The organism is Natronococcus sp. (assembly GCF_047921035.1).
Classification (GTDB): Archaea; Halobacteriota; Halobacteria; order Halobacteriales; family Natrialbaceae; genus Natronococcus.
Genome location: NZ_JBLRWX010000039.1, coordinates 22280 through 33218, shown reverse-complemented (window position 1 = coordinate 33218; position 10939 = coordinate 22280). Strand labels below are relative to the sequence as shown.

Genomic DNA, 10939 nt, shown 5'->3' with positions numbered 1-10939 from the left:
AGCGAGCGGTGAGTGAGTCGTCTTTACGGAATACGAAGCTCCCGACTCTGCGCTGGACGACGAACCCCCTCCTATCTACTGCTACAGGAACTCGAGGGCCAGGTACGCCAGCACGCTCGCGTAGATCGGGATCGTCAGGTTGTCGTCAACGATGAAGTCGCCGATCTGGACCTTGATTCCGTCGGCGATCGTCGCCCCCAGCGCGGCAGCGAGCACGGCCAGGGGCGCCTCGTAGAGGAAGGGGGCGGCGAGGACGGCGCTGACGACGAACATCGTACTCAGGACCTCCGGCCCCTTGACGGTCTTGAGCGTGTTATCCGAGACCGCGCCGCTGATCGGGTCGCCGATCGCGAGCATCAACATCGCGGGGAGGGCGATCGCGGGCTGGAAGAGGAGGACGGCGACCGTCATGCTGACCATGTAGTAGCCGTAGCCGGCGAACTGGTCCCGTTCGTACTCGCGGGTGAGCTTGTCGTAGATCGCCCAGTCGAGGCCGACCCGCAATCGGAGAAACTCGAGGCCGATGACGCCGAGCGCGAGGACGACCATCAGCGCGCGAAACCGCTCCCAGGTGAGTCCGAGCTCGAGGACGTCGGCGAGGAGGTACAGCGCGACCAGTCCCGCCCCGCTCGAGTGGACGAGACGGCGCTTCAGTTCGTCGGCCATCACCGCAATCCTCGAAAGACGGTCCCTTCAGTCCGTCGGTTACGTCCTCGTTCGGGGCGGTAGGTGTGGGGCTCGGTCTCGGATCGCCGGCGTCGTTCGGGGCGTCACCCGTTCGGCGATTCGACGGCGACGGTGCCGCAGCTCGAGACGGTCACCTGGCAGCCCTCGTACGAAAAGGTTACCTCGACGGGTGTCTCTCGGTTCGACGCCACGAGGTCGACGAGCGCCTCGGGATCGACGGTCGCATACAGCGGTGACAGCTCCTCGGTGTTGCGGTTCGTGACGGTCGCGACGGTCTCGACGATCGCCATGACGGCGGTAGTGTAATCGGTGCCGAAACGGGCGTACGACGCGTCGGTGGCTGGGTCGTATCCCACGACATCATCGCCGAGCCCTGGGGCGGACGTCGCATCGGATTCGGTCGTATTATCGTTCACGGCTCCCCCCTATGCGAGACGTCGTAGTAAGGTGGGACGCTGACCAGTCAGCGTGCCTCCGCACCCGACTTTTCGAAGAGGTGCCGAAACACCGTTCGCTGGGCCTTGCGGAGGTGCTGGTTGAACGTCTGTCGCGTGACGCCGAACCGGTCCGCCAGTTCGTCGCCGGTGCTCGTTCTCGGCGTGTCGAAGTAGCCGCCGAAGTACGCGGCGTCGAGCACGGAGAGCTGGCGCTCGGTGAGCGCGTCGGCGACGACGTCGTACAGCAGGTGGGGCGAGTAGACGAGATCCTCGGACACCAGTTCGACGCTTCGGTGGAACTCCCGAATCCCGTCGGCGGCCAGTCGGGGATCGACGTCGCCCGGAAGCTCTCCGAGGAACCGTACCTCTTCCGGGGTGATGACGATCGTTCGGGCGCGACCGCCGAGGGAGGAAAAGACGTGTGCGACCGTCGTCGACTCGGCGTGAGCCTCGACGCGGTGGTAGCCGTCGCTCGAGCTGAGCAACCGCACGTCGATGTAGTGGGGGACCTCCTCGACGGCGGTGACGAAGTCGCTCGCCGAGAGATCCGCCGTCCCCATGTACTGGACGGTCGTCCCGTCGGGCAGCGAGACGACCGAGTCGATTTCGATCCGGGTCTCGCCGCCCTCGATCCGAAGCGACGGCGGGACTGCCGACTCGTTCGCCCGAAACTCGAGGCGGCGGACGTGGTCGCTGGTCAGTCGCTTCTCGCGTCGCTTCAGCGCCGTCATGTCCTCGAAGGCGACGACGACGTACTCGATATCGCCGTCCTCGCCCGGTACGGGAGCGGTGTTGCTCGAGAGCCACCGCTCGGAGCCGTCGGAGAGTTCGATCCAGTGTTCGAACCCGAACTCCGGTTCGCCGCTCTCGAAGACGCGATTCACCGGGTTCTCCTCGGCGGGAACGGGTCGTCCGTCGTCGTAGTAGATGTTCCACTCGCTCGAGTCGTACGTTCGGTCGGTGATCTCCTCCCGCGAGAGTCCGAGCGTCGTCACCGCCCGTTCGTTCGCGAAGACCATCGTCCCCGTCGAATCGACGACGATGGTGCCGACCGGATTCACGTCGAACACCCGACGGGCGAGGTCCTCCGGTGGCGTACACGCCGGTTTGTCTCCCCACCCCTCGGCCGAACCGTCCTCGAGACGGTCGTCGGCCGATCGATCGGTCACTGACTCGCCTCCCGTCGGCGGTAGCGACGTTCCGGGAGGGGGCGATCGAACGACGCGGAGATCCCTCGAAGCAGAACCATACCACTGCTACGGTCCCGGCGGATAAGTGTGTTCCAGGGTTTCTCACCGTGACGGAGTCAGCTTTCTCGCCGTCTCCTCCCGCTATCGCGGTGCTACCGCTCGAGTCCGTGCGATCGTCGGCGCTCCTCGGGGAAGATACTCTCGGGGAGGTAGGCCGAGACGACCCAGTTCGGGGCGTTGACCGCCTCGCTTACCTTCAGGTCGACGGCGGCCGAACACAGCATGTAGGCCTCGCTCCGGCTGAGCCCGCGTTCGGCCTCCATGTGATCGATCAGCTGCCGGATCGCGACTCCGGACGCCTCGCGCAGATCGTCGCCGATCCCGGTCGTCCCGTACATCGGTTCGTCCCGACCGGTCGGCGTGAACGGGCCCGTCGTCTCGAACTGAGGCTGTTCGATCGACATCTCCGAACGAAGGCCGAACCGACACGTCACCGTCATCGGCGCCTCGATCCCGGTACCACAGACCTCGCCGTCACCCTGCGCGGCGTGGCAGTCGCCGATCGAGAACAGCGCGTCCTCGACGGCGACGGGGAGGAACAGCCTCGAGCCCGCCGTGAGGTGTTTGATATCGAGGTTTCCGCCGACCGATTGCGGGGGAAACGTGCTGTGAGCGCCGTCCTCGGCGGGCGCGACGCCGATCACGCCGGGGAACGGATCGATCGGGACCTCGATCCCGTCGACGAACCGGGCGACGCCGTCCTCGAGCTCCCAGACGTACAGATCCGGCTCCGGGAACTCGTCGGCGAGGAGTCCGAGCTCCATCGATCCGGGCAGAATCAGCGTCTGCCCCCACCCCTCGTGCTCGAGGGCGAGCAGTTCGATCTCGAGAACATCGCCCGGCCGGGCCCCCTCGACCGCGATCGGCCCCGTCAGCGGGTGGATCGGCTCGACGTCGATCGCCGCAATGTCCTCGGCCGTCGAGCCCGGGCCGAGCTGTCCGTTCGTCGCGTCACGACAGTCGAACCGGACGACGTCGCCCGGCGCGACCGTCAGCGCCGGCTCGAGGTCGTTGTCCCAGCTGCTGTGAACCGCGTCGTCCGCGCTCACCTGATGATCCACCGAGTACGTCTCGCCTGACATTCGAGTACGATATGAGCGGCAGCAAAATAAAAGACACTGCGACAATCGCTGTACCGGTGGCCGCTCCTCCGGCCGATCTCGAGAGAGGGCGACGCTACAGCGCCTCGAACTCGCGGTCGCCGTTCCGGATCGCGGCCAGCGTCTCCGCGAGGTCGTCGACGGACAGTCGCTTCTGCTCGGTCGTATCTCGCTCGCGAACCGTCACGGTCGTCTCCTCGTCCTCGACGGTTTCGTAGTCGATCGTCACACAAAACGGCGTGCCGACCTCGTCCTGGCGCCGGTAGCGCCGACCGATGTTACCCGAGTCGTCGTACGTCACCGACAGCCCCGCCTCGCGGAGGTCGGCGACGACGTCGTCGGCGACGGCCTCGAGTTCGTCGTCGCTCTGCAGGGGGAAGACGCCGACGAAGGTGGGCGCGACCTCGGGCTCGAGTTCGAGGTAGGTCCGTTCCTCGCCGTCGACCTCGTCCTCGCTGTAGGCGTGGTGGAGCACGGTGTAGACGACCCGGTCGACGCCGAAGGAGGGTTCGATGACGTGGGGCGTGACGTGCTCGCCAGCGATCCGTTCCTCGTCGACCGAGAAGCCGGTCTTCTCGACGGGGATCACGTGGCTCTCGCCCTCGAGTTCGATCTCCACCCCGTCGCCCTCGAAGGCGGCTCGGTCGCGCTCCGCGAGGGCCTCGAGTTCGGCGACGACGGTCTGGGCCGCGCCGCCGAACTCCGGCCCCAGGTAGCTCATGTCGGGGTCGACGGTCGCTCGCTCGACGGTCTTCGGTTCGTCGTACTGTTTGAAGACCGTAAAGCGGTCCTCGGAGTACTCCTCGTGTTTCGAGAGGTCGTAGTCGGTCCGGTTGGCGAAGCCGGCCATCTCGATCCAGTTGCCGTCGATTTCGCTCTCGGCGTCCCAGCAGTCCGCGGCGTAGTGGGCTCGCTCGCCCGAGAGGTGCTGGCGGAACCGGAACCGATCCATGTCGACGCCGACGGCCTCGTACCACGGTTTGGCGACGCCGAGGAAGTACGCGACCCACTCGTCGGCGATGATACCCTCCTCGACCGCTTCGCCGATCGTCGTCTCGATCTCCGATCCGTCCTCGTCGTTCTGTTCGCCGACGGGGTACAGGCGCACCTCGACGTCCGCGACGCGCTCGAGCGGCGGTTCGTCCTCCTCGGGATCGATGAAGTACTCGAGTTCGGCCTGGGTGAACTCCCGCGTCCGAATAATGGATCGACGCGGGCTGATCTCGTTGCGGTAGGCGCGCCCGATCTGGGTGACGCCGAAGGGAAGCTGGTTGCGGGCGTACTCTTTCAGGCGCGGAAACTCGACGAAGATTCCCTGTGCGGTCTCGGGGCGCAGGTAACCCGGCTGGGAGTCGCCGGGGCCGATGTTCGTCGCGAACATGAGGTTGAACGCCTCGACGGCCTGGCCCGCGAGGCCGGCGCCACAGGAGGGACAGACGAGTTCGTACTCGGCGATGACCTCCTCGACCTCCGGAATGGGGAGGCTCTCGGCGTCTTCGTACTCCGTGTTGTCCTCGACGACGTGGTCCGCGCGGTGGCTCTCGCCGCATTCGGGACACTCGACGAGCATGTCGTCGAATCCCTCGAGGTGGCCCGACGCCTCGAAGACCGGCTCGGGCATGATCGTCGGGGCGTCGATCTCCATGTTCCCCTCCGCGACGGCGAAGCGGTCCCGCCAGGCGTCCTCGACGTTGCCCTTCAGGGACGCACCCTGCGGGCCGAACGTGTAGAAGCCGCCGACGCCGCCGTAGGCGCCCGAGGACTGGAAGAAATAGCCCCGGCGCTTGGCGAGTTCGACCAGCTTCTCGCTGGTTGGCTGGTCCGTCGCGTCGGCGTCGTTCGCCTCACTCATAGAGGGCCTCCAGGAGGTCGACGTCCCGGACGACGCCGACGAGCTGTTCACCCGTGACCATCGGGAGCTGTTCGACGTCGTTGCTGATCATCCGCTGGGCGGCCTCCTGAATCGACGTCTGCGCCGAAACCGTCACCACGTCCTCGCTCATGAACTCGCGAACGGGGCCGTTCGGGATCTCGATGTCCCGAGTCGGCAGGTATCGACTCCCGACGCCCTTGATCCCCTCCCAGGACCACTCGGCGTCCTGGTCGGGGAAGTTGTCGCCGGTTTCCTCCTCGCCCTCGACGATGCGGGCGACGTCGATGATATCGACCTCGGTCAGCACGCCGCTCATCCGTCCCTCGTCGTCTAACGCGACGGTGTAGGGAACGTTCGCGTAGTACAGCTCGCGCTCGGCGACGGGCAGGGGTGCGCCCTCGTAGGTCGTGTTGACGTTCCCGCTCGAGTGGCCCTCGACGGTGTCGTCGGTCTCCTGGTCGCCCGTTGCGATCGCGTGGACGACGTCGGTCACCGTGACGATCCCCTCGAACTCCCCATCTTCGGGCGGCTCATCGCCGCCCGAACGGTCAGCGGAACTCCGTTCCGCACTATCGACGACGGGGATCCGACGCTCGCCCTCGTCGAACATCAGCCTCGCGACCTCCTCGAGGGAGGTGTCGGCGGTCGTCGACGGAACGTCGTCCATCAGCATGACGAGCTGGTCTTCGTCAGGCTGTTCGATCAGGACGTCCCGCGAGACCAGCCCGCGGTACTCCACCTCGCCTCCGTCCTCCGCGACGACCGGAACTGACGAGAACGACTGTTCCTGCAGGTACTCGAGGACGTCCTCGCGAGTGCCTGGTAACTCGACGGTCACCACGTCTTCCCGCGGCGTCATCGCGTCGGCTACGTTCATTATGGTACCCGGTACGGCGAAAATGAGTATAAACCCAGTGTTTCACCTGCGGACGGGCACACCCGCTCTCGAACCGCCGGCGAACGGATCGATCCGACGCGTTTATATGTGGGAGGCATTCACATTCATGTATGATGTCATCCGATGTCACTCTCGCCGGTGACGAGACGGTCGTCGGTGCGATCGATCCGACGGAGTCCGGCGACCGCTACGTTATCGCGGACGTCTCGACGGACGACGCGTGGCTCGCGATGCGGGCTGACGACGCGCCGACGCTGCCGGCGATGCGGTGAATCGGTCGCTCGAACTCCGGTGAGCAACGGTTCCGTCTCCGCACAGTACTTGCGCCTCGGGTACCTCCTTCTCGACAGATGGTTGGACCGACACCTCGGAGCGACCGGAGCGAGCGATCCGGCGCCGACGACGACTCGAGGTACACGACCGCGAACGTCCTCGCCGCGCTGGTGCCGACGGCGCTGGCGCGACGGCTGCTCCGCGTTTCCGTCGAGACCGACCGACGGATCTACGACCGCGACGACCCGGTCGAGATCACCGTCGAGTTCAAGAACCCGCTACCGGTGCCGATCGATATCCCGACCCCCGAACAGCGCCGCTGGGGGTGGACGATCGACGGCCTCCTCGAGGCCAGCGACGAGACTCGCTACACCCGAAGCCGGCCGAGTTCCTTCTCGTTCGCCGGCGGGGAACGAAAGCGAACGTCGTTCACCTGGAACGGCCGGTTCGAGCACCACCGCAAGAACGACTACCGCGAGTCGGTCGTTCCCGAACCCGGTGAGTACGAGATCCGCGTCTTCGTGGCGACCCACGAGGACGCGTTTCGCCCGAGCGACGTCACCACCGTTACGATCCGTTGAGAAAAACCGTTCCGTCGATCGTCCGTCGATCCCGCTCGAGTGCGATCGCCGACTACCCGGTGAGCATGCCGCCGGCCGGAGCCTGCGTCTCGGGTCGGCCGTCGTCGCTCGTCTGAACGCCGGTGAACTCCGGCGAGTTGTCGATCGCTCGTCGCGCCTTTGCACCGAACACCGCGGTCGTCGTCAGGATGGACATAATCTTACTCATTCACGAGTTAATAATGGCGCCGACCGCTTAAGACTTTATACCACCAAAGATTGTGCTGTATACTAGTTCCCACGGGATACGTCTCACCCTATCAAACGGCGGCGAGCGAAACGATCGAGCCGCCGGCTCACGGCTCACGGATCGGAACGCGTCTCCGAGAAGCGAAATCGTCGAGCGCGATCAGCGGTGGAGGTGACAGGCCGCGAAGTGGGCGTCCGTCCCGTACTCCGGTTCGACCTCGTAGGCCGGTCGCTCGGTCGCACAGATGCTCTCGCGAGCGAACGACTCGAGCAGGAGTTCGCGGGCCGCCTTCCAGTCGTCGTGGTCGTCGGCGACGTCCTCGGGCTCCGTGTCGGGGTCGGTCGCGACGAGGTCGATCGCCTCCGCGACGATTTCGCCGGCCTCGCCGCGGGGGAGGTCACCGCCGAAGAACTCCCGTCGGAGCGCGTCGGCCGGCATCGGCTCGAACGTTCGGCGCTTGACCGACCGCATGAACGCCCGGGTGTGGGCCCACTCCTCGTCGGTCCACTCGTACTCGTCGGGGGCGATCAGGCGCGGACACCGGGTGCGGAACCGACAGCCCGACGGTGGGTTTATCGGACTCGGCACCTCGCCCTCGAGGACGCCCCGGGCGTCCCGCTCCCGCGGATCGGGGACGGGAATCGAGTCGAGCAGCGCCTTCGTGTAGGGGTGTTGGGGATTCTCGAACAGCTCCTCCTTGTCGGCGAGTTCGACGATGTTGCCCAGGTACATTACGGCGACGCGATCGGATATGTGGCGGATCACCGAGAGGTCGTGGGCGATGAAGAGGTAGGTTAGCCCGAACTCCTCCTGGAGTTCCTCCATCGTATTCAGGACCTGGGCCTGGATCGAGACGTCCAGCGCCGACACCGGTTCATCGCAGACGATGAACTCCGGATCGACCGACAGCGCCCGCGCGAGGTTAACCCGCTGGCGCTGGCCGCCGGAAAAGGCGTGGGGATAGCGGTTGTAGTGGTGGGGATCCAGTCCGACCTTCTCGAGCAGTTCCTTCGCCCGCTGCTCGCGGCCCTCGCCGTCCAACATTCCGTGGGCCCGCATGGGCTCCTCGACGATCTTTCCGACCTTCATCCGCGGATCGAGCGAGGCCTGGGGGTCCTGGAAGATCATCTGGATCTCCGAGCGCTTCTGCCGGAGCTCCTCGCCGCTTAATTCGGCCAAGTCCTCGCCCTTGAAGTCGATCGTCCCCTCGGTCGGCTTGAGTAGCCGCAACAGCGTCCGACCGAGGGTACTCTTCCCGCAGCCGGACTCCCCGACGAGACCCAGGGTCTCGCCCCGTCGGATCTCGAAGTCGACGTCGTCGACGGCCTTGACCCGCTGCCGGCCGACGTCGATCGGCGGGAACTGGCTCGAGTCGAACGAGATCCCGCTCAGGAGGCCCGAATCCTGGTTGAAGTACTTCTTGAGATTTCGAACCCGGACCAGCGGCTCGCCGGTGCCGGGCTCGTTTGCCGACCCCGCGTCGGCCGGACTACTCACCGCCCTCACCTCCCGGCGCGTCGGCGGTCAGCCGCGGTTCTTTCTCGAGTGGCGGGCTCTCGTCGTAGCCGACGTCGAAGACGTCGTGTTTGACGCAGGCCGCGTTGTGGGGATGGCCGTCGGCCCGGGCGACCTCCTTGGTCTCGGGGTGGACGCGCTGGCAGACCTCCCTGGCGTCGGGACAGCGCGGATGGAACCGACAGCCCGACGGCGGCGAGATCGCTTCGGGCATCACGCCCTCGATGGGCTCGAGCTCCTCGACCGTGCGGTCGGGCCGGGGCATCGATTTTAACAGCGCCTGCGTGTAGGGGTGTTTGGTGTCGTAGAACAGTTCGTCCACCGGCGCCTGCTCGATGATCTCGCCGAGGTACATGACGTTGACCCGGTCGCAGATCTCGGCGACGACGCCCATGTCGTGAGTCACCCAGACGAAGCTCGTGTCGTACTTCTCCTGGAGGTCGTCGACGAGGTCGATGATCTGGCCCTCGACGGTGACGTCCAGCGCCGTCGTCGGCTCGTCGGCGATGATGAGACTCGGCTCGCAGGCCAGCGCCATCGCGATCAGCACCCGCTGGCGCATCCCGCCCGAGAACTGGTGGGGGTACTCCTCGTAGCGCTCCTCGGGATCGGGGATGCCGACCTCCCGGAGCATCCGTATCGCCTCTTCCTTCGCCTCCGTTCCGGAGAGGTCGCGGTTGAGTTCGATGAACTCCCGGATCTGTCCCCCGATAGTGAAAACGGGGTTGAGCGACTCCATCGGATCCTGGAAGATCACGGCGATCTCGTTGCCACGGATCCGGTCGCGTACCGCCTTGTTCGAGAGCATGTCCTCGTGCTCGCGGAGTTCGCCGTCGGGGCCCTCCTCGAGGCCGAAGATCGTCTCGCCCTTGTAGGTGATCTCGCCGCCGACGATCTCGCCGGGGTGTTCGACGAGCCGCAGCAGGCTCATCGAGGCGACGCTCTTCCCGGCGCCGCTCTCTCCGACGAGGCCGACGATTTCCCCCTCGTGAACTTCGAAGGAAATCCCGTCGACTGCGCGTACTGTACCAGCGTTCGTAAAGAACTGCGTTTTGAGATTTTCGACGCGAAGTAGTGGTTCGGAACTCATTGTTAATCCTCGAGCCGTGGGTCGAGAGCGTCCTGGAGGCCGTCCCCGAAGAGGTTGAATCCCATAATCGTGATCATGATCGCCAGTCCCGGCCAGATCGACAGCCAGACGTTCGAGTGCATGTACCCGTGAGAGGTGTTGAGCATCTCGCCCCAGTCCGGCGTCGGGGGTTGTGCGCCGAAGCCGAGGAACGAGAGACCGGCGACGATGAGGATCGTGACGCCGATCTGCAGGCTCGCGTAGACCAGCACTGGCGCGAAGCTGTTCGGGATGATGTGCCGGAGGATAATGTTTCGGTCCTTTACTCCGGCCGCACGCGCGGCTTCGATGTAGTCCATCTCGCGGACGGACAACACCTCGCTGCGGATGATCCGGGCGAACACCGGGACGAACGCGAGTCCGACGCCGACGATCGCGAACCGGACGTCGGGGCTGCCGCCGCTGACGAAGACGGTAAAGACGATGATGAGGATCAGCGGTGGGATCGCGTACACCGTCTCGATGGCGCGCATCAACGCGTCGTCGACCCAGCCGCCGTAGTAGCCGGCGACGGCCCCGACGGTCGTGCCGCCGACCAGTCCGAGAAACGTCGCCGCGATGCCGACGGTGACCGACACCTGGGCCCCGTAGACGATCCGGGTGAAGTAGTCTCGACCGTTCGGATCGGTACCCAGCGGGTGCGAGAGCGAGCCGTCGACGTGGAACGCCGGTGGCATGTTCGTCTCGGCCTCGCCCGGTGCCGGCAGCCGTTCGGGGTGTTCGAAGAACGGGAGCGCCTCGGCGAAGGTAAAGTCCGACATCGCGCCGAACGTGAGCCGGGAGAGGTTGCCGTCGACGAGCGTGTAGGCCGTGATGGCGAGTACGAACCCGATAACGTACATCCCCCAGCGGGCGGTCGTGTCGCGTTTTACTTTCCTGGCGGTGTTTCGCCAGCCGGTGTCGGGCTCGACTTCTTTTTCGGCCGGCTCGGAGCCGCTGTCAACCTGTGATTCGCCTACTGCCATGA

12 protein-coding genes are annotated in these 10939 nt (G+C 65.7%); 2 read left to right on the top strand and 10 right to left on the bottom strand.

What is annotated here, in order from left to right:
- Positions 1–81: 81 nt before the first annotated feature.
- From ACNA7R_RS10030 to ACNA7R_RS10005, 6 genes are all read right to left on the bottom strand, one after another.
- Positions 82–666 carry a dolichol kinase gene (locus ACNA7R_RS10030; RefSeq protein ID WP_416283427.1) on the bottom strand — a complete coding sequence of 195 codons (585 nt, stop codon included), beginning with the start codon at positions 664–666 and terminating at the stop codon, positions 82–84.
- Positions 667–770: 104 nt separating this feature from the next.
- Positions 771–1043 carry a HalOD1 output domain-containing protein gene (locus ACNA7R_RS10025; protein ID WP_416283426.1) on the bottom strand — a complete coding sequence of 91 codons (273 nt, stop codon included), beginning with the start codon at positions 1041–1043 and terminating at the stop codon, positions 771–773.
- Positions 1044–1150: 107 nt separating this feature from the next.
- Positions 1151–2293: a bacterio-opsin activator domain-containing protein gene (locus tag ACNA7R_RS10020; protein ID WP_416283425.1), complete on the bottom strand. Its 1143-nt coding sequence runs from the start codon at positions 2291–2293 to the stop codon at positions 1151–1153.
- A gap of 173 nt (positions 2294–2466) precedes the next feature.
- A complete protein-coding gene (locus ACNA7R_RS10015) occupies positions 2467–3456 on the bottom strand; it encodes an acetamidase/formamidase family protein (protein WP_416283424.1) in 990 nt (329 codons plus the stop codon).
- A gap of 94 nt (positions 3457–3550) precedes the next feature.
- The gene (gene glyS, locus ACNA7R_RS10010; protein WP_416283423.1) at positions 3551–5326 is read right to left on the bottom strand and encodes a glycine--tRNA ligase; all 1776 of its coding nucleotides are present in this window, start codon (positions 5324–5326) and stop codon (positions 3551–3553) included.
- A complete protein-coding gene (locus ACNA7R_RS10005) occupies positions 5319–6224 on the bottom strand; it encodes a CBS domain-containing protein (protein ID WP_416283422.1) in 906 nt (301 codons plus the stop codon). The genes glyS and ACNA7R_RS10005 overlap by 8 nt, the downstream gene beginning before the upstream one ends.
- 131 nt (positions 6225–6355) lie before the next feature.
- Between ACNA7R_RS10005 and ACNA7R_RS10000 the strand changes: the two genes are divergently transcribed.
- Positions 6356–6517, top strand: coding sequence for a hypothetical protein (locus ACNA7R_RS10000; RefSeq protein WP_416283421.1), 162 nt, complete (start codon positions 6356–6358; stop codon positions 6515–6517).
- Positions 6518–6595: 78 nt separating this feature from the next.
- Positions 6596–7099: a hypothetical protein gene (locus ACNA7R_RS09995; protein WP_416283420.1), complete on the top strand. Its 504-nt coding sequence runs from the start codon at positions 6596–6598 to the stop codon at positions 7097–7099.
- Positions 7100–7151: 52 nt separating this feature from the next.
- Here the strand turns inward: ACNA7R_RS09995 and ACNA7R_RS09990 are convergent, their stop codons facing one another.
- The 4 genes from ACNA7R_RS09990 to ACNA7R_RS09975 form a co-directional block, all read right to left on the bottom strand.
- Positions 7152–7307, bottom strand: coding sequence for a hypothetical protein (locus tag ACNA7R_RS09990; protein ID WP_416283419.1), 156 nt, complete (start codon positions 7305–7307; stop codon positions 7152–7154).
- Between the two features lie 180 nt (positions 7308–7487).
- The gene (locus tag ACNA7R_RS09985) at positions 7488–8825 is read right to left on the bottom strand and encodes an ABC transporter ATP-binding protein (protein ID WP_416283418.1); all 1338 of its coding nucleotides are present in this window, start codon (positions 8823–8825) and stop codon (positions 7488–7490) included.
- Positions 8818–9933: an ABC transporter ATP-binding protein gene (locus tag ACNA7R_RS09980; protein WP_416283417.1), complete on the bottom strand. Its 1116-nt coding sequence runs from the start codon at positions 9931–9933 to the stop codon at positions 8818–8820. The genes ACNA7R_RS09985 and ACNA7R_RS09980 overlap by 8 nt, the downstream gene beginning before the upstream one ends.
- A 2-nt stretch (positions 9934–9935) precedes the next feature.
- Entirely contained in the window at positions 9936–10937 is a 1002-nt protein-coding gene (locus ACNA7R_RS09975) for an ABC transporter permease (RefSeq protein WP_416283416.1), read from the bottom strand.
- Positions 10938–10939 lie beyond the last annotated feature (2 nt).

Bases quoted from the DNA above. Each gene is read 5' to 3' on its own strand.
- ACNA7R_RS09990 (WP_416283419.1), bottom strand. From the start codon at position 7,307: ATGAGTAAGATTATGTCCATCCTGACGACGACCGCGGTGTTCGGTGCA.
- ACNA7R_RS09975 (WP_416283416.1), bottom strand. From the start codon at position 10,937: ATGGCAGTAGGCGAATCACAGGTTGACAGCGGCTCCGAGCCGGCCGAA.
- glyS (WP_416283423.1), bottom strand. From the start codon at position 5,326: ATGAGTGAGGCGAACGACGCCGACGCGACGGACCAGCCAACCAGCGAG.
- ACNA7R_RS10005 (WP_416283422.1), bottom strand. From the start codon at position 6,224: ATGAACGTAGCCGACGCGATGACGCCGCGGGAAGACGTGGTGACCGTC.
- ACNA7R_RS10000 (WP_416283421.1), top strand. From the start codon at position 6,356: ATGATGTCATCCGATGTCACTCTCGCCGGTGACGAGACGGTCGTCGGT.
- ACNA7R_RS10015 (WP_416283424.1), bottom strand. From the start codon at position 3,456: ATGTCAGGCGAGACGTACTCGGTGGATCATCAGGTGAGCGCGGACGAC.
- ACNA7R_RS10030 (WP_416283427.1), bottom strand. From the start codon at position 666: ATGGCCGACGAACTGAAGCGCCGTCTCGTCCACTCGAGCGGGGCGGGA.
- ACNA7R_RS09980 (WP_416283417.1), bottom strand. From the start codon at position 9,933: ATGAGTTCCGAACCACTACTTCGCGTCGAAAATCTCAAAACGCAGTTC.
- ACNA7R_RS09995 (WP_416283420.1), top strand. From the start codon at position 6,596: ATGGTTGGACCGACACCTCGGAGCGACCGGAGCGAGCGATCCGGCGCC.